The 21,697-nt window shown below is 73.5% G+C and carries 16 protein-coding genes; 8 read left to right on the top strand and 8 right to left on the bottom strand.

Annotated features, from left to right (window positions below; translation table 11 throughout):
• Window positions 1-98 precede the first annotated feature (98 nt).
• The 4 genes from recF to dnaA all read right to left on the bottom strand — a co-directional run bounded on the left by recF (window position 99) and on the right by dnaA (window position 5,839).
• Window positions 99-1,310, bottom strand: coding sequence for a DNA replication/repair protein RecF (gene recF / locus HGCM_RS04140; RefSeq protein WP_019135621.1), 1,212 nt, complete (start codon window positions 1,308-1,310; stop codon window positions 99-101).
• Between the two features lie 88 nt (window positions 1,311-1,398).
• The gene (gnd, locus tag HGCM_RS16790) at window positions 1,399-2,346 is read right to left on the bottom strand and encodes a phosphogluconate dehydrogenase (NAD(+)-dependent, decarboxylating) (protein ID WP_019135620.1); all 948 of its coding nucleotides are present in this window, start codon (window positions 2,344-2,346) and stop codon (window positions 1,399-1,401) included.
• Window positions 2,347-2,480: 134 nt separating this feature from the next.
• Window positions 2,481-3,611, bottom strand: a complete 1,131-nt coding sequence (gene dnaN, locus HGCM_RS04130; RefSeq protein ID WP_019135619.1) for a DNA polymerase III subunit beta — start codon at window positions 3,609-3,611, stop codon at window positions 2,481-2,483.
• A 749-nt stretch (window positions 3,612-4,360) separates the two neighbouring features.
• Window positions 4,361-5,839, bottom strand: coding sequence for a chromosomal replication initiator protein DnaA (gene dnaA, locus HGCM_RS04125; RefSeq protein ID WP_019135618.1), 1,479 nt, complete (start codon window positions 5,837-5,839; stop codon window positions 4,361-4,363).
• Between the two features lie 507 nt (window positions 5,840-6,346).
• Between dnaA and rpmH the strand changes: the two genes are divergently transcribed.
• The 8 genes from rpmH (at window position 6,347) to HGCM_RS04085 (ending at window position 14,182) form a co-directional block, all read left to right on the top strand.
• On the top strand, window positions 6,347-6,484 hold the full coding sequence (gene rpmH, locus HGCM_RS04120; protein ID WP_013885212.1) for a 50S ribosomal protein L34: 138 nt from the start codon (window positions 6,347-6,349) through the stop codon (window positions 6,482-6,484).
• Window positions 6,485-6,515: 31 nt separating this feature from the next.
• On the top strand, window positions 6,516-6,854 hold the full coding sequence (rnpA, locus tag HGCM_RS04115; RefSeq protein WP_246119485.1) for a ribonuclease P protein component: 339 nt from the start codon (window positions 6,516-6,518) through the stop codon (window positions 6,852-6,854).
• Window positions 6,851-7,162 carry a membrane protein insertion efficiency factor YidD gene (gene yidD / locus HGCM_RS04110; protein ID WP_019135616.1) on the top strand — a complete coding sequence of 104 codons (312 nt, stop codon included), beginning with the start codon at window positions 6,851-6,853 and terminating at the stop codon, window positions 7,160-7,162. The genes rnpA and yidD overlap by 4 nt, the downstream gene beginning before the upstream one ends.
• A gap of 25 nt (window positions 7,163-7,187) precedes the next feature.
• The gene (gene yidC, locus HGCM_RS04105) at window positions 7,188-8,381 is read left to right on the top strand and encodes a membrane protein insertase YidC (protein WP_370906316.1); all 1,194 of its coding nucleotides are present in this window, start codon (window positions 7,188-7,190) and stop codon (window positions 8,379-8,381) included.
• Window positions 8,378-8,890 (top strand): Jag family protein, encoded by a 513-nt coding sequence (locus HGCM_RS04100; protein WP_019135614.1) that lies wholly within the window; start codon window positions 8,378-8,380, stop codon window positions 8,888-8,890. Before yidC ends, HGCM_RS04100 begins: the two co-directional genes overlap by 4 nt.
• A gap of 1,609 nt (window positions 8,891-10,499) precedes the next feature.
• Window positions 10,500-11,162, top strand: a complete 663-nt coding sequence (gene rsmG, locus HGCM_RS04095) for a 16S rRNA (guanine(527)-N(7))-methyltransferase RsmG (protein WP_019135613.1) — start codon at window positions 10,500-10,502, stop codon at window positions 11,160-11,162.
• 6 nt (window positions 11,163-11,168) lie between these two features.
• Window positions 11,169-13,007, top strand: a complete 1,839-nt coding sequence (locus HGCM_RS20530) for an AAA family ATPase (RefSeq protein WP_281286085.1) — start codon at window positions 11,169-11,171, stop codon at window positions 13,005-13,007.
• Window positions 13,004-14,182: a ParB/RepB/Spo0J family partition protein gene (locus HGCM_RS04085; RefSeq protein ID WP_019135611.1), complete on the top strand. Its 1,179-nt coding sequence runs from the start codon at window positions 13,004-13,006 to the stop codon at window positions 14,180-14,182. The genes HGCM_RS20530 and HGCM_RS04085 overlap by 4 nt, the downstream gene beginning before the upstream one ends.
• 122 nt (window positions 14,183-14,304) lie before the next feature.
• On the opposite strand, the gene trxA is transcribed toward HGCM_RS04085, so the two are convergent.
• The 4 genes from trxA to HGCM_RS04065 all read right to left on the bottom strand — a co-directional run.
• Window positions 14,305-14,634, bottom strand: coding sequence for a thioredoxin (gene trxA / locus HGCM_RS04080; RefSeq protein WP_019135610.1), 330 nt, complete (start codon window positions 14,632-14,634; stop codon window positions 14,305-14,307).
• Entirely contained in the window at window positions 14,631-15,638 is a 1,008-nt protein-coding gene (trxB, locus tag HGCM_RS04075; protein ID WP_019135609.1) for a thioredoxin-disulfide reductase, read from the bottom strand. The genes trxA and trxB overlap by 4 nt, the downstream gene beginning before the upstream one ends.
• Window positions 15,639-15,932: 294 nt before the next feature.
• Window positions 15,933-19,655: a lipid II flippase MurJ gene (locus HGCM_RS20170; RefSeq protein WP_019135608.1), complete on the bottom strand. Its 3,723-nt coding sequence runs from the start codon at window positions 19,653-19,655 to the stop codon at window positions 15,933-15,935.
• Window positions 19,652-21,697 (bottom strand): DUF6049 family protein (locus HGCM_RS04065; protein ID WP_019135607.1); only part of this gene is annotated, 2,046 nt, incomplete at its 5' end. The genes HGCM_RS04065 and HGCM_RS20170, both read right to left, overlap by 4 nt.

Genomic DNA, 21,697 nt, shown 5'->3' with positions numbered 1-21,697 from the left:
GCCGGGCCCGGCCGAGCGCCGCCGCCGCCACCTGCCGCGGGGGGGTCAGGTCCCCGAGCGGGACGTCCGGACGCAGCGGGTCGGGACGGGCCGGGCCGTCAGAGGACACGCGCCACCTCGCCACCCATCACGTCGACGCGCATGCCGGCGAGCGGCTCCGGGACGTCCTCCGCGACGGCCGCGGTGATGAGGACCTGGCGCGCCGAGGCCACGAGCTCGGCCAGCCGCTCGCGGCGGCGCGCGTCGAGCTCGGCGAACACGTCGTCCAGCACCAGCACGGGCTCGCCGTCGGGCCCCCAGTCCGCGCCGGGGAGGCCGTCGGCGTCGTCCGAGGCGCCGCCGGTCGTCAGCACGGTGAACGAGGCGAGCCGCAGCGCCAGGGCGAACGACCACGACTCCCCGTGGCTGGCGTATCCCTTCGCCGGCAGCCCCCCGAGCGTGAGGACGAGGTCGTCGCGGTGCGGGCCGACGAGCGAGACCCCGCGCTCGATCTCCTTGCCCCGGAGGCGGCCCATCGCCTCGAGCAGCTGTGCCTCGACGAGCTCGACGGACGCGTCGCGGACGGCGTCCGGGTCCTCGAGCACCTGCTCGAGCGACGTCCGGTAGGTGATGACCGCCGCACCCTGGCCGCCGCTGACCTGCTCGTACGCGTGCGCGACGTGCGGCGCCAGCGCGGTCACCAGCCGGCGGCGGTCCACCACCAGGCGGGCCCCGAGCTGCGCGAGCTTGGCGTCCCAGACGTCGAGGGTGCGCAGGTCGGCGCCCGACCCGCCGCCCCGGCGCGCGGCGCCGGCGGACTTCAGCAGCGCCGACCGCTGCTTGAGCACCCGCTCGTAGTCCGCGATCGTGCCGGCCGTCCGGGGGGTGAGCTGCACGAGCAGCTCGTCGAGGAACCGGCGGCGCCCGTCGGGATCGCCCTTGACGAGCGAGAGGTCCTCCGGCGCGAACAGCACCGAGCGCAGGATGCCCAGCACGTCCCGCGACCGCACCGGCGAGCCGCCGTTCACGCGGGCGCGGTTCGCCCGGCCCGGCGTCACCTCGATCTCGACGAGCGTCGCGCGCGGCCGCCCGGGCTCGAGCTCGCGCACGATCTTCGCGCCGACGACCGCCCGGGGCTGCCCCGCGCGCACGAGGGCGGCGTCGGAGGGGACCCGGTGGCTGCCGAGGGTCGCCACGTAGCCGATCGCCTCGACGAGGTTCGTCTTCCCCTGGCCGTTGGGCCCGACGAGGGCGGTGATGCCCGGCTCGAGCGGCAGGTCGACGTGCGGGTACGACCGGAAGTCGGTCAGCGTCACGTGCGAGACGTACATCGAGGGCGGCCGTCCGGTCAGGGTCGAGGGGCACGAGGGCGGGCCGCGGCGGGAGCCGGGCCCGGGCCCATTGTCCCCCGGCCCGCGCTCAGGCGGACGGCGGGACGGCCGCGTCGGGCACCGGCGTCGTGCTGGTCACCGGCGCGCCCGTGCCCGCGGGCTTCACCGCGTGCCCGCCGAACTGCTGGCGCAGGGCCGCGACGGCCTTCATCGCCGGCGACTCGCCCTGGCGGGACGCGAACCGCGCGAAGAGCGCCGCCGAGATGACGGGCGCCGGCACGGCGAGGTCGATCGCCTCGTCGACGGTCCACCGGCCCTCGCCCGAGTCCTCGACCCAGTCGTCGATCTCGGCGAGGCCCGGGTCCTGCTGCAGCGCCCGGACCAGCAGCTCGAGCAGCCACGAGCGCACGACGGTGCCCTTGGTCCACGCGCGCATCGTGCCCTGCACGTCCGTGACCAGGTCCTTCGCAGCGAGCAGCTCGTAGCCCTCGGCGTACGCCTGCATCAGCCCGTACTCGATGCCGTTGTGCACCATCTTCGCGAAGTGGCCCGCGCCGACCGTGCCGGCGTGGACGAACCCGTCCTCGCGGGCCCCCTCCGGCCGCAGCGCGTCGAACACGGGCATCAGCTTCTCGACGTGCTCGGGGGCGCCGCCGACCATGAGGCCGTAGCCGACGTCGAGCCCCCAGACCCCGCCCGAGACGCCCGCGTCGACGAACCCGATGCCCTTCGCCGCGAGCAGCTCCGCGTGCGGCACGTCGTCCTGGTAGTACGAGTTCCCGCCGTCCACCACGACGTCGCCCTCGGTGAGCCGGTCGGCGAGGTCGCGGATCACCCCGTCGGTGATCGGGCCCGACGGCACCATCACCCACACGACCCGCTGCCCGGCCGGGAGCGCCTCGACCAGCGCGTCGAGCGAGTCGACGTCGGTGACGTCCGGGTTGCGGTCGAACCCCGTGACCTCGATGCCCGCGCGACGGATGCGTTCCCGCATGTTCGCGCCCATCTTGCCCAGACCGACCAGACCGATGTGCATGACTGCGCTCCCTCGCCCCTCGCCTCTGACCCGACGGCGCGCCGCGCGCTCCGCCGCCCCTCACTCTGCCGCGTGCCGGGCGCGGCGTCGCGTCGTGCCCTGCCCCGGAGCCCTGCGGGCTCGCGCGGCCCGCCTCAGCTGGCGAAGCGGATCGGCACCAGCAGGTAGCGGTACTCCTGGAAGTCCTCGCCGTCCTGCTCGTCCTGGCCCGTGAACTCCACCGGCTTGTTCGGGTGGGTGAAGGACAGCCGGACGAACGGCGTGTCCAGGGCACCGAGCCCGTCGAGCAGGAACTGCGGGTTGAAGGCGACCGAGATGTCGTCGCCGACCAGCGTGGCCTCGAGGGCCTCGGACGCCTGCGCGTCGTCGCCCTGCCCGGCGTCGAGCACGACCTGGCCCTCGGAGAACGACAGCCGGATGGGCGTGTTCCGCTCCGCGACGAGGGCGACGCGCTTGGCCGCCTCCGTGAGCGGTCCCTTCGCCACGACGGCGTGGATCGGCGTCTCGTCGGGGAACAGGCGGCGGACCGCGGGGTAGTCCCCGTCCACGAGGAGGCTCGTCGTCTGCCGCCCGGCCGCCTCGAAGCCGATGAGGTCGACGCCCTGGCCGGTCTGCAGCGCGATCGTCACGGCACCGGCGGAGCCGAGCGACTTCGCCGCGTCCGAGAGCGTGCGCGCCCGGACGAGCGCGACGGCGGAGACGTCGGGCGTCGACGGCTTCCAGGTGAGCTCCCGCAGCGCGAGCCGGTAGCGGTCCGTCGCGAGGAGCGTCACCTTCTCGCCCTCGATCTCGACGCGCACGCCGGTGAGCAGCGGCAGCGTGTCGTCACGGCTCGCCGCGACCGACACCTGGGCGACGGCGTGCGTGAGGTCGTCGCCGTCGACCGACCCGGTGGTGGGCGGCATGACCGGCAGGCGCGGGTAGTCCTCGACCGGCATCGTCAGGAGCGTGAAGCGGCTGGCACCGCACGTGACGACGACCTTCGTGCCGTCCAGCGCGACCTCGACCGGCTTGTCGGGGAGAGCGCGCGCGATCTCGGCGAGGAGCCGGCCCGAGACCAGGACCACGCCCGGCTCCGAGACGTCCGCGGGGATCTGCGAGCGGGCCGAGACCTCGTAGTCGAAGCTCGAGAGCTCGATCGTGCCCGTCGCGTCGGCCTGGATGCGCACGCCCGCGAGCACCGGCACCGGCGGTCGCGTCGGCAGGCTGCGGGCCGTCCACGTGACGGCGTCGGCGAGGACGTCGCGCTCGACGCGGAACCTCATCGGGATGTCACCTCTTCGTCGTCCGGCGCGGTCGCGGCCACGTGCGTGCACGGCCCCGTGCGGACGACGCGCCTGCGGGGCGTCCTGTCGTTCGACGTGCCGGCGCGCGGCGGCGCGACCAGTGGAGCGAAGACTACGCGAGACGTCCGACGCCGTGGTGCGCGGGGGTGGATGACAAGGACTGTGTCGTCCGGGCCGCGCGCCACAGCCCTTCGCCGGTGTGTGGATCATCCGGACGAGAAAGGTGTCGTCATCGTCATCGGTGCTGTGGACCGTGTGGACGACGGGTGTCGTCCCTGGTCACGCCGCGCGTCGGGCTGTGGGTCGCGTGGGGACGGCGGCGGCTGCCGCCGTGGACGTCCGTGGACGGTCGCCGGGTGTTCATCCGGTGTCCACGGCCCGGAGGCCCGCCGTCCACGACCGGAGGCCGTTCGTCCACCGTCGTCCACAGGGGCATGCACAGGTGTGCGTATTCGTCCCATGCATGTCTGATCCTGGGGATGAAGGTTGGGCTCGACGGCGTCGGAGCGCCCCACGGGCCTCTGTGCAGGTCAGCGCCCCGGGGCGGGCGGGAGCCCGGTTCGTCCCGTTTCGGCCCGACCGGCGGCACTCTGCCTGCGTCACTGCAGGTCAGCGAATTGTGGTGGGCGGATGTGCCCAATCGGCCGCGTTCATGGGCGTCGTCCTGACGTGGCCGGCGCGATTTCCCCAGGTGCGCCGGGGGCCTTGTGGAAAAACCTGGGGACGACTCAGCCGCGCGACTGCTGCTTGATGCGGTTCGTCAGCTCGGTGACCTGGTTGTAGATCGACCGTCGCTCCGCCATGAGCTCCCGGATCTTCCGGTTCGCGTGCATGACGGTCGTGTGGTCGCGCCCGCCGAACGCCTGGCCGATCTTCGGCAGCGAGAGGTCGGTCAGCTCGCGGCACAGGTACATCGCGATCTGGCGGGCCGTGACGAGCACGCGGCTGCGGCTCGAGCCGCACAGGTCCTCGATCGAGAGCCCGAAGTAGGCGGCGGTCTGGCCGATCACCTGCGTCGCGGTGATCTCGGCGGTCTCGTCGTCGGTGATGAGGTCCTTGAGGACGATCTCCGCGACGGACAGGTCGACCTGCTGCCGGTTGAGGTTCGCGAACGCGGTCACGCGGATGAGCGCGCCCTCGAGCTCGCGGATGTTCGTCGAGATCTTGGACGCGATGTACTCGAGCACCTCGGGCGGCGCCGCGAGCTTCTCCCCGCCGGCCTTCTTGCGCAGGATCGCGATGCGGGTCTCGAGGTCCGGCGGCTGGACGTCGGTGATGAGTCCCCACTCGAACCGGGACCGCATCCGGTCCTCGAAGCCGTTGAGCTGCTTGGGCGGCAGGTCGGAGGTGATGACGACCTGCTTGTTCGCGTTGTGCAGCGTGTTGAACGTGTGGAAGAACTCCTCCATCGTCTGTTCCTTGCCCTGCAGGAACTGGATGTCGTCGATGAGGAGCACGTCGACCTCGCGGTAGCGGCGCTGGAACGCGCCGGCGCGGCCCTCAGAGATCGAGTTGATGAAGTCGTTGGTGAACTCCTCGGAGTTCACGTAGCGCACCCGCACGCTCGGGTAGAGGTTCTGCGCGTAGTGGCCGATCGCGTGCAGCAGGTGCGTCTTGCCGAGGCCCGAGTCGCCGTAGATGAACAGCGGGTTGTAGGCCTTGGCCGGCGCCTCCGCGACGGCGACGGCGGCGGCGTGCGCGAAGCGGTTGGACGAGCCGATGACGAAGGTCTCGAACTGGTACTTCGGGTTCAGACGCGCCGGCTCGGTCGCGGGCCGGCGGTGGGGCGCGTCCGCCGAGCGGGCCGTCTCGATGGGGCGGACGGGAGCGAGGTCGTGCCCGTCGTGGTCGGCGGCGCGGTCGGGGGTCGTCTCACGGTGGGGCTCGGGCACCGGCGCGGCCGGGGGAGGGGTGAGGGTGATCGCCGGGGCCGGCTCGTCCGCGAGGTCGGGGTCGACCGTGATCGCGAACCGGGCCTCGCGGCCGAGTGCGTCGCCGAGCGCCTCCGAGACCTCGGCGCGGACGCGCGTCTCGAGGTACTCCTTGGTCAGGTCGTTGCCCACCGCGAGCAGGAGCGTGCCGTCGAGCAGGCCGAGCGGGCGGGCGAGCCGGACGAAGGCCAGCTGGCGGGGAGTGATGTCCGGGCTCGACTCGAGCGTGGTGACGACGTGGCCCCAGACTCGTGCGAGCTCTTGGTCCTGTGCCACGTCCTACCTCGGCTGATCGGGTCGGCGAGTGCGGCCGCCATGAGTTGTCCACACAGTTGTCCACACCTGTGAGCGGACGTGAGACGGAAGTCTGGGCGCTGACGCGACGAGTCGCAAGCCCGTCGTCGGTGCTCGTCACCCCGCGTGGATCGACCGTCCGACGGCGTCGGCGGTGCGGTCGGGTGGGGGCGACCGGACGATGCTAGCGGCGCGGGGACGGTGGTCGCCAAGCGTCCGAGCGGGTGAGGTCCTGGACGGACGCCCGACTCCCGGCGTGTCGCCGGGTCGGCGCGTCGGGGCGGTGGTACTTGCGCGCGCTCCCCATGTATTTGACCGGTCCGACCGGCACGACGTACCGTTGTCCAGCCTTCCTGATGGCTCCTGCTGGCGCGCCCAGACGCCGCACCTCGTCCCCTGGTGACGCGGGTGTTCCGTGGAGCAGTCGAGCTCGGCAGCCAGACATCGTCGCGCGCACGCGTGGCGCCCTAGAAGTAACGGGAGATCCTCGTGAGCAAGCGCACGTTCCAGCCGAACAACCGGCGCCGCGCCAAGACGCACGGCTTCCGCCTCCGGATGCGCACGCGCGCCGGTCGGGCGATCCTCGCGGCGCGCCGCCGCAAGGGTCGCTCCGAGCTGTCGGCCTGATCCGACCGCGGTGCTGCCCGCCGCGCACCGGATGCGCCGCGCTGCGCAGTTCGAGCAGGCGGTGCGGCACGGTGCGCGCGGCGGGCGTCCGACGCTCGTGGTCCACATGACACCTGGAACCGACCACCGGCCCTCGGGCCCGGTGGTCGGTTTCGTCGTGTCCAAGGCCGTCGGGACGGCGGTGCACCGCAACCGTGTGAAGCGCCGGCTGCGGGCACTCGTGCACGACCGGCTCGACCGGCTCGACGGGCAGGTCGTCGTCCGCGCCCTGGCGCCCTCGGCGTCGGCGTCGTACGAGGAGCTCGGGCGGGACCTGGACCGGGCGATCGCCACGGCGCGACGCCGGGGCGAGCAGAGGGGGAGGGCATGAGCGGCCGTCGGCTCCTCCGGCTCGTCCGTCGGCTGCCCGTCCTGACGCTCATCGGACTGGTACGGGTGTACCAGGTGGTGTTCTCGCCGCTCACGCCCCCGACGTGCCGGTACTACCCGTCCTGCTCGTCGTACGCCGTGACCGCCCTGCGCCGGCACGGTGCCGTGCGCGGGACGTGGCTCGCCGTGCGCCGGGTCGCACGGTGCCACCCGTGGGCGCCTGGCGGCGTCGACGACGTGCCGCCCGCCCGTGAGCGCTCGCCCCGCGCGCACACGCACCACTCTCACGTGGCCCAGCCCACGCACTGACGGAACGACGAGGAGCCCACCCCACATGCAGTGGTCCGCGGTACTGATGTCCGCCGACGCCCAGCCGGCGTCGTTGCCCTGGTTCGAGCAGCTGCTCCACCCGATCATGTGGGTGGTCGCGTGGATCATGGTGCTCTGGCACGACCTGCTCACCTCGCTCGGGCTGGACCCGGCGGGTGGCACCTCCTGGGCGCTGTCGATCGTCGGCCTGGTGATCGTCATCCGGATCGTGCTGATCCCGTTGTTCTTCAAGCAGATCAAGGCGTCGCGAGGCATGCAGCTCCTCGCGCCCGAGATGCAGGCGATCCAGAAGAAGTACAAGGGGAAGACCGACCCGGCGTCCCGCGAGGCCATGAGCCGCGAGACGATGGAGCTGTACCGCAAGCACGGCACGAACCCGTTCGCGTCCTGCCTGCCGATCCTGCTGCAGTCGCCGATCTTCTTCGCGCTGTTCCGCGTGCTGTACCAGCTGCCGTCGATCGCCGAGGGCACCCACCCGGGCGTCGGCCCGATGACCGCCGACGTCGCGGCGCAGGCCGAGTCGGCGACGATCTTCGGCGCTCCGCTGTCGAGCTGGTTCCTCCAGGAGGGCGCCAGCCTCAACACCAAGATCGTCACCGCGCTGCTGATCGTCGCGATGTCGGTGACGACCTTCACCACCCAGCGCCAGCTGACGATGAAGAACATGCCGCCGTCGGCGCTGCAGGGGCCGATGGCCCAGCAGCAGAAGGTGCTGCTGTACGTCCTGCCGCTGATCTTCGCGTTCTCGGGCGTCAACTTCCCGATCGGTGTGCTGCTCTACTGGACGACGACGAACCTGTGGTCGATGGGCCAGCAGTTCTACACGATCCGGCGTATGCCGGCGCCCGGCTCGGAGGCGGAGAAGGCCTTCAAGGAGCGTCAGGCGCGCAAGGCCGCCCGTCGCGGTGGAGCCGCGATCGAGGATGCGCCGACCGCCGCCGTGATCGAGGACCGCCCGAAGAGCGGCCAGCGCCAGCAGCCGAAGCGCAAGGACCGCGCCAAGGGCACTCCCGCCACCCGGCCGACGACGACGCAGCCCGACACGGCCGCCGGCGCGACCTCCCCCGCGGAGGCGACGACGCCGAAGCCCACGGACAAGCCCAGCGGCGACGCCGCCCCGACGAGCAAGGCGTCGTCGACGACGCCGAGCGCGAAGGGCAAGCGCCGCACCACCAAGGACGATCGGAGAGAGCTGTGACGGCTTCGCAGGCTGACGCCACCCAGGGCGGCGCCACCACCAAGCGACTCGAGGAGGAGGGCGAGATCGCCGCCGACTACCTCGAGGAGCTGCTGGACATCGCCGACATCGACGGCGACATCGACATCGACGTGGACCACGGCCGCGCCGCTGTCGAGATCGTGTCGGAGGAGGAGGACGACCGCTCCCTGCGTCGGCTCACCGGTCGTGACGGCGAGGTGCTCGACGCGCTGCAGGAGCTCACCCGGCTCGCGGTCCAGGCCAAGACGGGCGAGCGCAGCCGGCTCATGCTCGACATCGCAGGTCACCGCGCCGCCCGGCGCGCCGAGCTCGTCGCCGTCGCCGACGAGGCCATCGCGCGGGTGAAGGAGACGGGCCAGCCGGTCGCTCTCGAGGCGATGAACCCGTTCGAGCGCAAGGTCGTGCACGACGCCGTCGCGGCGGCCGGCCTCGCCAGCGACTCCGAGGGCGTGGAGCCGAGCCGGCACGTGGTGATCCGCCAGGCCTGAGCGGCTGTCACGAGGGCGGGTGGCCGATGGCCACCCGCCCTTGTTGTGCCCGGCGGTGTTTCACGTGGAACCACCTACCGCCAGGCGGATCCACGTCGTCGGCGAGGGGGAGGCGTCACTTCTGAAGCTGCGCAGGGGTGACGAGCCTGCCCGGACGACCCGTCCGCCACTCCTGCGGGCTGAGATCGCGCGGCGTGCCGGAGGGCATCCCGGGTCGATGCGGCACCCGCCTGCGTTGTGGCCGACGGTGTTTCACGTGGAACAGCGGCGCCGGGCGAGTTGCGTCGGCCGGGCGGGGGAGGCCTCGTTTGAAGGGCTGGGTGTGCAGGTGACGGAAGCGCGAAGCCCTTAAGCCGCCAGCGATCGGACCGAACGCTCTGGGGGTACAGAGCGGTGACGCGGCTGTTCCGACAAGCCGCGCCGCTCCTGTGGGCCTAGCTCACACCCGTGACGGCGGGGTCCCGTCGGCTGCCGACCATGTTTCACGTGGAACGCGATGTCGGCCCGACTGTTCACGGGGTGGCGCCGAGCCCTTGTCGGGCGCTCGCGGGCACGACGTTCCACGTGGAACAAGAAGCCGCTCTGCGCTGGCGGTCGTCCGGCAAGGGCTTGCCAAGGTGCCCGGCACTCCTCGGCGATCGACGAGGTCCGGAGGGAGCGTGGGTAGCGCGGGTGCATGACGCGGGCCGCGCGCACGGGGGGCGCCGGATCGATGGCTCGTATGCAGAGGGAGTGCAGCTGGCGTGGCGGGGAGAGCGAGCAGGAGCCCGGGCGCCCAAGCGGGCCTGTGCCCCGCATCCAATCGCAGGCGCCTGGACGGTGGTCGGTCTGTCCGCCAGGCGGCGACGCGGTCGGAGGCGCGCCGACAGCCTGCAGGCGCCCGCGCGGTCTGTGGTCGACGGGCATGGTGTGCCGAAACACCGGATCCGCGACCGCGTGGCCCGGCGATTGCACCGGGGGGCAGAAGACACCGACGCCATTCGCTACCCGACGAGCGATCGAACTGCGTCACCGTGCGGGAGGCGACCGATTGCGCGCACTCGACGCGAGCCTTCGCGCGTCCGTGCCGTGGCCCGGCGTTCCACGTGAATCGAGAGGCGCGTGGGAGCAGCCCGCCGGCGCGGCTCTCGCTTAGGGCCAATGCCTCCTGGAGGGCTCCTCGCACGACGTTCCACGTGAAACCGACGCGGCGTGGAATCCCGCGGCACCTCCGGGGAGGTGAAGAGCGTGCGCGGCGCTAGACGGTTAGTGCGTGGGCAACGGGCGGACCTGCCCGTGTCGATGTGCCCTTGTTGTGGTCGGTCTGATCTGCGCGCGCCGTGGCCGGCACGGGCGGGCGTGAGACCGCCCCACCGGCATAGCCCTAGCCCTCCAGCCATCGTCTGCCTGAGCCCGTGCGGCGAGCGGTCACCATGGCGGCGCCGCCGGGGGCCGGGGAGTGCGATGCACCAGGCGAAGGTGCTCCTGCGCATCCGCTTGGCGTGGACCTGGGCGCCGCGCCGGTTGCCGCGGCTCGCTGTGGAGACGGCCCGGGGACCCGGTTGCCGCACGGTAGCGTGGCGGCGTCGGGTTGACCCGACGCCCAGCGCCGAGCACCGAGGAGTCCCTGTTGTCTGAAGCGCCCCGGCCACCGGACGAGTCCGAGGCTGCGGACGACCCGTGGGAGGGCGACGACCGGCTCCCGGAGTACTTCGGACCCGCATGGGACCGCGTGTCGGCGTTCCGTCGAATGCTCGTGTCGGACGGGGTGCTGCGGGGCCTCGTGGGGCCCCGGGAGGTAGGGCGGCTCTGGGAGCGGCACCTCCTCAACTCCGCTGCGGTCGTGCCGTTCCTCCCCGACCAGGGCGACGTCGTCGACGTGGGCAGCGGCGCGGGGCTCCCCGGCGTGGTGATCGCCTGCATGCGCCCCGACCAGCGCATCGTGCTGCTCGAGCCGATGGAGCGCCGGGTCGACTGGCTGCGGGAGGTCGTGGACGCGCTGGCCCTTCCCCACGTGGAGGTCGTCCGCGGCAGGGCCCCCGAGATCCCGATGCAGGCGAACGTCGTCACCGCCAGAGCCGTGGCCGGGCTGGAGAAGCTCTACCGGTGGACCGTTCCGCTGCTGAGGCCGGGCGGGACGTTGGTGGCACTCAAGGGCGCCCGCGCGGCCGACGAGGTGGAGGCGTCGAGTCGCCTGGCCGCACGCCTGGGTCTCCGTGACGTCGAGGTGCTGACCGCGTCGACCCTTCCGGGGGCCGAGTCCACGACCATCGTGCGCGCTGTCCGGAGGTGACCCGCAGTGTTCGGTAGGAAGAAGCGCAAGGCGGACCCGGTTCCCGTTTCACGTGGAACAGAGCCGCCTGCTGCCGGCGGCCCCGCATCGCCCTCGGGGGCATCGCCGGCTGACGGGACGATCGGCTCCGCTGAGGAGTGGCTTGGATCTGGCAGCGCGCTGACGATCAGCGAAAGCTCGGCAGCCCACAATCCGGAGCCGGCGGCCTCCGCCACCGCTGGTGCGGCATCGGTCGCGTCGCCGTCCGAGGAGCCGCCCACCCTTCAGGAGGCCAGCGCATCGCGCGCTGTGCAGGCGCCGCTCAGGGGCGACGTCAGTAGCGCGGGGGAGACCGAGCAGGCCTCCGATCCTTCGCCGGTGGGCACCGGGCACGAGACGGAGCCGGCATCCGACCTGTCCGGCGCTCGCCTGGACTCGCCAGACCGGGACGAGCCGTCGTTCGGCGCTCTCAGCCGGATGGCGACCATCGGTGTTCCACGTGAAACGGCGGCCGTTCCCCGTGAAACCGACGCGGCCGGTGCGGGAAGCCCCGAGCAGGCCCCTCGGGTGCCGGCAGTGGATGTCGAGCCCTCGAGAGCCGACCCTCACGACGACGCCGCCCTCGGCCAGGCCGGCCCATCCGTCGAGTCGCCGACGCCCGACCTCTCGGGCGGACCGGACGGCGCGAACGACACACGTCCGGAGAGCGGTCCGCTGGACGGAGGTGAGCCAGCAGCGGGGGAGAATGAGCGCGACCTCCCCCCACGGAACGACGAGGACCCCATGCCCACGCCTCAGGACGACGACGAGCGTCGTCGCTCTGCACTGGTCGAGAGCCTCCCTGAGGTCTCCGACGACACCCCGCTCATGGCGGAGCTCCGTCAGGACGCGCGGCGGCGCATCGAGCTGCGCGGCCGGCGCTTCCCCCGCCCGTCCGAGACCCGCGTCATCACGGTGGCGAACCAGAAGGGCGGCGTCGGGAAGACGACGACCACGGTGAACCTGGCGGCGGCACTCGCGCAGTCCGGGCTCAACGTGCTCGTCCTCGACAACGACCCGCAGGGGAACGCCTCCACAGCGCTCGGGATCGAGCACTCTGCCGGCACGCCGTCGATCTACGAGGTGCTGGTCGACGGTGCGCCGATGCACGAGGCCGTGCAGGAGAGCCCTGACGTGCCGAACCTGTTCTGCCTGCCGGCGACCATCGAGCTCTCCGGCGCGGAGATCGAGCTCGTCTCGATGGTCGCGCGCGAGACGCGCCTCCGAGGGGCGCTCGACGAGTACCTCCGCTGGCGCGAGCAGAACGGCCTCGAGCGGATCGACTACGTCTTCGTCGACTGCCCGCCCAGCCTCGGCCTGCTGACGGTCAACGCCTTCGTCGTCGGGCGCGAGGTCCTCATCCCGATCCAGTGCGAGTACTACGCGCTCGAGGGCCTGAGCCAGCTGCTCAAGACGATCCAGCTCATCCAGGCGCACCTCAACCGTGACCTCCACGTCTCGACCATCCTGCTGACGATGTACGACGCGCGGACCAACCTCGCGCAGCAGGTCGCCGGTGAGGTGCGCGAGCACTTCCCGGACCGGACCCTGCGCACCACCGTGCCGCGCTCGGTGCGCATCTCGGAGGCGCCGAGCTACGGGCAGACGGTCCTCACCTACGACCCCGGCTCCTCCGGTGCGCTGGCGTACCTCGAGGCCGCCCGAGAGATCGCGGAGCGCGGCGCCGACGTCGATGGCGGTGAAACCGCAGGTCAGGACGCTGTCGCGGCAGTCGACGACGCTCCCCACGAGTCGGGCCGCCTGGTCCCGGTCGGTACGCACAGCCCTGATTCATCCGATGACTTTCCGGCGCAGGAGGACCAGTGAGCGAGAAGCGACGCGGGCTCGGACGTGGGCTCGGCGCCCTCATCCCCACCGGGCTGGACGGGCGCGCGGACAACAAGCCGGCGGCCGAGCGGCCGGTGGACGTCTTCTTCCCCGACAACCGTGCTCGCGACGAGGCCGCCCAGCAGCGGCCGCCCGGCGCCGTCGCCACGGTGACGGAGGAGCGTCCGGCGCCCTCCGGAGACCCGGCGGGTGAGACGCCTGCCGCGGATGACCAGGGCCTCGCGCCCGGGGGCGCGGCACCGCAGGACACGCAGGAGCAGGCGGCGAGCACCGCCCCCGCCGACGCGACCGCCTCGCAGCCTCGGGAGGGTGAGGAGCTCGACGGGCTCCTGCCGGTGCCCGGGGCGACGTTCGCCGAGCTGCCGGTGGAGTCGATCCGGCCGAACCCGCGCCAGCCGCGGTCGGTCTTCGACGAGGAGGCGCTCGCCGAGCTGGTGGGTTCCATCCGCGAGATCGGCGTCCTGCAGCCGGTCGTCGTGCGGGCGGTGGGTGACGGCTACGAGCTCATCATGGGCGAGCGCCGCTGGCGCGCGACGCAGGAGGCCGGCCTCGACACCATCCCGGCGATCATCCGAGAGACGGACGACTCCGACCTCCTGCGCGATGCCCTGCTGGAGAACCTGCACCGCTCGCAGCTGAACCCCCTGGAGGAGGCGGCCGCCTACCAGCAGCTGCTCGACGACTTCGGGTGCACCCACGAGGAGCTGGCGACGCGGATCCACCGCTCCCGGCCGCAGATCTCCAACACCCTGCGCCTGCTCAAGCTGCCGCCGCTCGTGCAGCGACGGGTGGCGGCGGGCGTGATCTCGGCCGGCCACGCGCGCGCCCTGCTCGGCCTCGCCGACGGCGCGGCGATGGAGCGGCTCGCGCAGCGCATCGTCTCCGAGGGTCTCTCGGTCCGGACCGTCGAGGAGATGGTGGCGCTCGGCGGCGACGAGGACGCCCCGGCCCGACGTGCACAGCCGCGCGCGGGCGTGCGGAACGAGGCGCTCGACGACCTCGCCGCCCGACTCTCGGACCGGTTCGAGACGCGCGTGAAGGTGGCGCTCGGGAAGTCGCGCGGCCGCCTGACGGTCGAGTTCGCCTCCGTCCAGGACCTCAACCGCATCCTGGAGCTGCTCGCGCCGGAGGACCCGGGCCTGCTGCGGCGCTGACAGCGGAGCGGGCGCCGCCGCGACGGGGGACCGGTACCAGGCGCACCTGAGAACGGCGAAGCCCGGCCGGTGAGCACCGGCCGGGCTTCGCCGTCGTCACGCTGCGTCGAGGCAGCCGAGCGTCAGACGGACGCGAGGAGCTCGTCGAGCTCCGCCGCGATCATCGACTTCGGGCGAGCGCCGATGACGGACTTCACCAGCTCGCCACCCACGTAGATGTTCAGCGTCGGGATCGACACGACGCCGTAGTCGCCGGTGACCTTGGGATTCTCGTCGGAGTTCAGCTTGACGATCTTCACCCGGCCCTCGTACTGCTCCGAGAGCTCCTCGAGCACGGGCGCGACCATGCGGCACGGACCGCACCAGGGGGCCCAGAAGTCGACCACGACGGGGACCTCGGCGCCGAGGACCTCGTCGGCGAACGTCTCGTCGGTGACGGGGGTGGTGCTCATCGGACGTCCTCCAGGAGAACAGGGGCCTCGGTCGTCGGACGCGGGTCGACCACGTCCGGCACGCCGAGGTCGGCGAGGTAGTGCTGGGCGTCCAGCGCGGCGGAGCAGCCCATGCCGGCAGCGGTGATCGCCTGCCGGTAGACGTGGTCGACGACGTCGCCGGCCGCGAACACGCCGGGCAGGTTCGTGAGCGTGGTACGGCCCTGGACCTGGACGTAGCCGTTGTCGTCGAGCTCGACCTGGCCGATCAGCAGGTCGGTGCGCGGCACGTGGCCGATCGCGACGAACAGGCCGGACGCCTCGTGCTCCCGGGTCTCGCCGGTGACCGTGTCGCGCAGGGTCACGCCGGTGACCTTGTCCTGCCCGTGGATCGCCACGACCTCGCTGTTCCACGCGAACTCGATCTTCGGGTCGGCAGCGGCGCGGTCCGCCATGATCTTCGACGCACGCAGCTGGTCACGGCGGTGGACCATCAGCACGCGCTTGCCGAAGCGCGTCAGGAACGTCGCCTCCTCGACGGCGGAGTCGCCGCCACCCACGACCACGATCTCCTGGTCGCGGAAGAAGAAGCCGTCGCACGTCGCGCACCACGAGACGCCGCGGCCCGACAGCCGCTTCTCGTCCTCGAGGCCCAGCTCGCGGTAGGCGGAGCCGGTCGCCAGGATCACGGCCTTGGCGCGGTACGTCTCACCGCCGCCGGTGACGATCGTCTTGATCGGCTGCGTCAGCTCGAGCGACGTCGCGTCGTCCCACACGACCTCGGCGCCGAAGCGCTCCGCCTGCTTCTGCAGGCTCTCCATCAGCTCGGGGCCCTGGATGCCGTCGGGCCACCCGGGGAAGTTCTCCACCTCGGTGGTGTTCATCAGCGCGCCGCCGGCCGTCACGGAACCGGCGACCACCACGGGGGCGAGGCCGGCACGCGCGGCGTAGATCGCCGCGGTGTACCCGGCAGGACCGGATCCGACGATGACGAGGTCGCGCACGGGGGAGTTCTGGTCGGTCACGGCAGTCCTCAAGAGGGTGAGACGGCGCCCGGCGGGCGGGCACGCCTCGGGCGGGTGGGTCGACTGATCGGTTAACCGATCGTAGGGCGCTTCTGTTCCCTTCCGGGCACGGCGCCCCGCGCCCGCCTGCGCTGCGCTGCTCGTCCTGCCGGTCGCCGTGCGGCTGCGCTGCGCTGCGGCGGACGCTCGCTGCGCTCGCGGCCACCTCCGCTACGCTCCGCCGCCCAGCTCGTCCTGCCGGTCGCCGTGCGGCTGCGCTGCGGCGGACGCTCGCTGCGCTCGCGGCCACCTCCGCTACGCTCCGCCGCCCAGCTCGATCTCGTTGAGCTCCAGGCGGAACGCACCGTCGTTCGCCGTCGGCAGCTCCGTGATCCAGATCGTCAGGTGGTCGGTCTCCACCGGCTCGTCGAACGTCAGCGTCGTCTGGGGCGCGAACGCTCCCGAGGCCAGCACGGTGCCGCCACCGGGGTCCGACGGGTCCGAGTCGCGGATCTCGACCTTGCCGCCCTCACCGGAGACGTTCAGCGTCACCGAGCCCACGGTGGTGGGCTCCTCCAGGGTGACGAGGTAGCCGAGTGCCTCCTTGAACCCGGAGAAGTTCGCCTGCTTGTAGGTCATCGTGTACCAGTACGTGCTCGGGTCCCCGTCGAAGGCCCGGTCCACGGCCTCGGGGTGGTCGCCCTCGCCCCCGGACGGGTCGAAGACGGTCGCCGAGGCGATCTGCGGGGGCGGTCCGGCCGAGGTCGGCTCCTGCGAGGGCGGCTCGGACGTGGAGGGGGAGCCGGACGCGGACGCCGACGGACGCGTCTCCTGGGGCGAGGCACTGGGTGCACCGCGGTCCAGGCTGGAGAACAGCGCCTGGAACGCGATGACGATGACGACGACGACCACGACGGCCACACCCGCCAGGACGACGAGCGCGGTGCGGCTGCGACGCGGGGGCTCCTCCGGCATGCCGATCACGTCGGCGAAGACGTCGTCGGTCCGGCCGCCACCGGACGAGGTGTCCCCGGTCGCACCGGAGAAGGGGACGGTGGGCGCGTCGGAGGCCTGGGGCGCCGCAGCCGCGGCTGCCGCTGCCGCCGCCGCGCCGCCGGCGCCGAGGAGGCTCTGCCGCGCCGGACCGGCCGCCGGACCCGCCCCGGTGGGGCTGAACGCGCCGGTGCCGGTCGGGAACGCGGGGGGCGGGGTGCCGGGTCGGTTGGAGCCCGCCGTCGGACGGCCGAACGACTCGCGCACGGACTGCCGGCGCACCGGCTGCGGCGCCTCGATCGGCCCGGGCGGGACGGCGCCGGACGCGGCCTCGTACGGCTCGTCCTCCAGCTCGTCCAGCGCGAGCGGCGCCTGCGGCGCGGTGTCGACGAGCTCGGGGTCCAGGTCGGGGTGCGAGGGTCCGGGCGCGGGCTCCGGGTCCGCGGGCACCGGTGCCGTGGCGCGCGGGGCCGTCGGCCCCTGCACCGCGGCGACGGACGCAGCCGTCGGACCGGTGTCGAAGGCGGGACGGATGCTGCCCCACGGCTCGAGCTCGCGCACGACCTCGCCGGGGGTGTGCGGGCCGTCCTCGTGGGGGCCCAGCGTCACGGTGCACAGGGTGTCGAGGTCGTTCGGGACGCCGGGCACCAGGTCGGCGGGCGGCACGGGTGCCCCGCCCATGACGGGTGCGGGCGGAAGCGACGACCCGGCGAGGTCCGGCATCCGCGGGTCGGCGGGCCACGTGCCGGTGAGGGCCGCGTAGAGCAGCCGGACGAGCCCGACGGCGTCGGCGCGGGACGTGGAACGGGCGTCGGCGTCGGTGATCCCGGCCTGCGCGGCGTCCAGGGCGAGGCCGGAGAGCTGCACGCGGCCGTCGGTGTTGACGTGCAGCACCGACGGGCGCAGCGCCAGGTGGTGCACGCCGCGGCGGCGGGCCGCCTCGAGGGCGGTGGCGGCCTCGCCGATGACCGCGCGGGCCTGCTCGGGCGTCAGCGGCGCGCGCGCCGCGAGCTCCACGAGCGACGGGCCGGCCACCTGCTCGTACACCACGTAGCCGGACGAGCCCTGCGAGCCGACGTCGAGCACCCGCACGAGCCGGGGGTCGACGACGAGCGCGGCACGGCGCGCCGCGTCCAGCGCCTGGGCGACCGAGCGGGACTCGACGACCCGCACGTGCACCGGACGGTCGAGGATCTGGTCGGTGGCCTCCCACGCGCTGCCGCCGGGCAGGTCGTAGGGCAGGGCGTCGAGCACCCGGTAGCGCCCGGCGAGCACGGTGCCACGTCCGACCGTCTCCGCCAACGACGCCTCCTGAACCCGGGTCCGTGCGTGCTGCTCGTTCCTCCCGAATGCTAGCCGGGACGACGCGAGCGCCCGCCCGCCCGGCAGCCGCAGGAGCAGGGGACCGAGCATGCCGTCGAGCTCGTCGACGCGCAGCAGGCGCAGCGCGGCCACGTAGGCGACGGCCATCACGGTGCCGATGACGACGCACTCCACGACCGCCCGCCCGACCGTCGGCTCCATCACGGCGTCGAGCGCCACGCGCACGACGAAGCCGAGCACCGCGACCGCGGCCGCGGCCGCGCCGGCGCGCAGGTGCAGCCACAGCACACGTCCGGCGTCGACGTGCTCGAGCCGCCGGCGCAGCATCCGCAGGGCGACGAGCGCGCCGACGAGGTACGACGCGCTCATCGACAGCCCGATGCCCACGACCCAGCTGGCCGGCGGCAGCACGACCCGACCGGCGAGCGTCCCGAGCACCACGACGGCCGCCATCGCGACCTGGATCGGTACCATCGAGCGGGCGTCCTCGTAGGCGTAGAACACCCGCTGGCACATCGACCAGGCGCCGAACGCCGGCAGGCCGACGATCATCGCCACGACCACGGCGGTGACGGCGCGCACGGCGCCGACGGGCTCGTTGAGCAGCACCAGCCGGCTCACGGGGAACGCGAGCACCATGATCACGGCGGTCGCCAGCGAGGTGAAGACGCCGATCACACGCAGGCCGTAGGAGAGCGACCCGCGCACCGCGGCCACGTCGCCGTCGTGCGCCTGGGCGGACAGCCGCGTGAACAGGGCGGTCGCCAGCGACACGGTGACGAGCGAGTGCGGCAGCATGAAGATGAGGAACGCCCAGTCGTACGCGGCGTTGCCGGCCACCGGGCCGTCGGGCGTGCAGGGCCCGGCGACCGCGCTGCCGAGCGCCGCGCCCGGGGCCTGCGACGCGACGCGCGAGGTCACGACGAAGCCGACCTGGCCGATCGCGAGGCCGATGAGCGTCCACTTCGCGACGGAGCCGGCCCGGCCCAGCCCCGAGCCGCGCAGCCCCCACCGGACCCGGTACGAGATGCCGGCGCGGCGCATCGCGGGGATGAGGACGAGCGCCTGCGCGACGACCCCGAGGGTCGCGGAGCCGGCGAGCAGCGCCACCTGGCCCGTCGTCCACGACGCCGCCTGCGTCGTGTCCGCGCTGCCGAACACCGCGATGAAGACGCCGAACCCGAGGATCGACACGACGTTGTTGACGACGGGCGCCCACATGAACGGCCCGAAGGACCCGCGGGCGTTCAGGGCCTGCCCGATGAGGGCGTACGCGCCGTAGAAGAACATCTGCGGGACGCACCAGAACGCGAACGTCGTCGCGAGGTCGACCTGCGCCGGGCTGCACGGGTCCGCGTAGAGCCGGACGAGCAGCGGCGAGGCGGCCGTGAGCAGGAGCGTCGCGACGGCCAGGGCGGCGAATCCGAAGGTCAGCAGGCGGTCGACGTACTCCTGGCCCGCGTTGCGCTTGTACGCGCGGACCACCTGCGGGACGAGCACGGCGTTGAGGACGCCGCCCGCGAGCAGCATGTAGAGCACGTTCGGGAGCTTGTTGGCGACGGCGAACGCGTCCGCCGCCTGACCGGTGGCCCCGACGGCCGCCACCAGCACCATGCCGCGCACGAGCCCGAGCACCCGGGAGACGGCGGTGCCGGACGCCATGAGCGCCGCGCCGCGCCGCAGGCCGCTGTCGCCGGGGTCGTTGCCGGCCGCGTCGCTCACGGGCGGGTCCCGCTCGGCTCGCCCCGTCCCTCGTCGGCGGGCTCACGCCCGGCCGGCGTGGCGGGGACCGGCTCGTCGACGGCCGACCCGACGACGCTCGCGTCCACGCGGGCGCCGCGCCGCGAGCTCTGGCCACGCCGGATCGTCCGGACGATCCCGAGGACGAGGCCGATGGCGAGGAGGATGCCGACGAGCACGGCGCCCACGCTCTCGATCGTGGGCCGGACCTGCGCGGTGAAGGACTCGACGGTCCCGACGCGGGCCCCGTCCTCGTCCGTGAGGCGCAGCGTGACGACGACCTCGCAGTTGGCGTTCGCCTGCAGGTGCACCGGCACCGCGGTCTCGCTGCGCGCGTCGAGCTCGAGCAGCGGCACGTCCTCGGCCTCGAGGCACGCCTTGCGCGGCTCCACGTGCAGCCGGACGGTCGCGGGCACGGTGAGCTCGTTGCGCACGGTCACCCGGACCTCGCTCGTCGCGCTCACGACGCTCACGTCGCTCACGGGCACCACGCTGAGCCCGGTCGTGCGCGCGCGCAGCCCGGCGACGACGTCCCGGACGACGTCCGTGCGGGCCTCGACGTCGTCCCGCCACGCGACGGAGAGGGGGGCGAGCGTCTCCTCGTCGACGCCGTCGAGCAGCGCGGCCGGGTCCGGCGTGACGCCGGCGAAGCGGACGACGTCGCGGCGGGCGTTCGCGAGCGCGCGCACCTGCGCGGGCGGCAGCTCGTCGGGAGAGGTGACGGCGGCGGACGGTCGCGTGGCCACGCCCGTGCCCGTCAGCAGGTCGCCGACGCCGGTCGTGGTGGCCCAGGGGTTGTCCCGCAGCGCCTGCAGGAGCTGGAGCGTGACGGGGACGTCCGGCGTCCACCCGCGGTCCGCGGCGACGAGCACGCGCGTGGCCTCGCCGGCGCCCGCGATCGCCGCCAGCTCCGCGATCGCGCGCTGCTGCGCGGCGGCCGGGGTGGAGGCGCCCGCGGAGCTCGCGTCCGTGAGCAGGTTCGACAGGGTGGTGTCCGGGACGAGGACCGTCGTCGCACCCTCGTCCGTGGTCGCGACCCGGTGCGCGTCGGGCGTCGTCTGGCCGGCGCGCCGCGGGGAGCCGACGACCGCCGCGGCGCCCGATCCGGCCGCGACCGCGGCGCCGCTGGCGTCGAGGCCGCCCGGCGGCGCCCACAGCAGCACGGGGGCGTCGTCGGCGTCCTGGGAGCGGCGGACGGCGAGATCGACGAGCTCGGAGGCGTCGGCGTGCGCGACGGCGGCGACGTCGGGGTCGGCCCACGGCAGCGAGACGGTGGGCCGGGTCGACTGCAGGTTCCGCACCTGGGACGCCCACAGGGTCGCGGTGTCCGTCGTCCCGTCGGCCGACGCGTCGGCGAGGTCGAGCACCGCCGGGTCGACGGCGAGCGACACCGACGAGTCGGCCGCGGCGACGCTCGTGAGCTGGGTCAGGCGCCCGCCCGTCGCGGTCAGACTCTCCAGCTCCGTGCGTGCCGGCTCCGGCTCGAGCGGGTCGACCGCCGGGCCGGTGACCGGCAGCAGCACCGCCACCTGCGCCGGGGTGATCTGCGCGTCCGTCGTCTGCCAGAGCAGGAAGGTGCGCTCCTGGGCGACCACCCGGCCCTGCGCGAGGACCTGGATCGTCAGCCCGCGCGGCCCGGACGTGTCCGGCAGGTCGAACAGGTGCACGTCCGACGACGCGAGGTCGAGCTCGACCGACACGGAGGCCGTCGGCTCGAGCGGGTCCTCCACCCGGTGGCTGGCCACGGGGTCGCCGGGGTAGAGGGACTCGTCGGAGACCCAGCGGGCGAGGTCGCCGCGGTCGGAGATCCGGACCCGGCTCAGCCGCAGCAGCACCGTCACGTCGTCGAGCGGGTCGTCCGTCCCGTTCGTCACCCCGGCCTGCACCGTCAGGTCCTCACCCGGGCGCAGCACCCGCGGCGTGATCTGCTGCAGCGCGACCCGGACGCCGGGCTCGGGTGCCGCCGCCACCGGTGCCGCGGTCGGGCCGGGCGTCGCGCTCGCGGCCGGCGCGGCCGCCGCGAG

It is taken from the genome of Cellulomonas massiliensis JC225 (assembly GCF_000312005.1).
Taxonomy (GTDB): Bacteria; Actinomycetota; Actinomycetes; order Actinomycetales; family Cellulomonadaceae; genus Cellulomonas; species Cellulomonas massiliensis.
This window is presented reverse-complemented; position numbering and strand designations above follow the sequence as displayed.

Excerpts from the sequence above, each read along its gene's own strand:
- recF (WP_019135621.1), bottom strand. The coding sequence starts at position 1,310 with ATGTACGTCTCGCACGTGACGCTGACCGACTTCCGGTCGTACCCGCAC.
- trxA (WP_019135610.1), bottom strand. The coding sequence starts at position 14,634 with ATGAGCACCACCCCCGTCACCGACGAGACGTTCGCCGACGAGGTCCTC.
- yidD (WP_019135616.1), top strand. The coding sequence starts at position 6,851 with ATGAGCGGCCGTCGGCTCCTCCGGCTCGTCCGTCGGCTGCCCGTCCTG.
- dnaN (WP_019135619.1), bottom strand. The coding sequence starts at position 3,611 with ATGAGGTTCCGCGTCGAGCGCGACGTCCTCGCCGACGCCGTCACGTGG.
- rnpA (WP_246119485.1), top strand. The coding sequence starts at position 6,516 with ATGCGCCGCGCTGCGCAGTTCGAGCAGGCGGTGCGGCACGGTGCGCGC.
- gnd (WP_019135620.1), bottom strand. The coding sequence starts at position 2,346 with ATGCACATCGGTCTGGTCGGTCTGGGCAAGATGGGCGCGAACATGCGG.
- yidC (WP_370906316.1), top strand. The coding sequence starts at position 7,188 with ATGCAGTGGTCCGCGGTACTGATGTCCGCCGACGCCCAGCCGGCGTCG.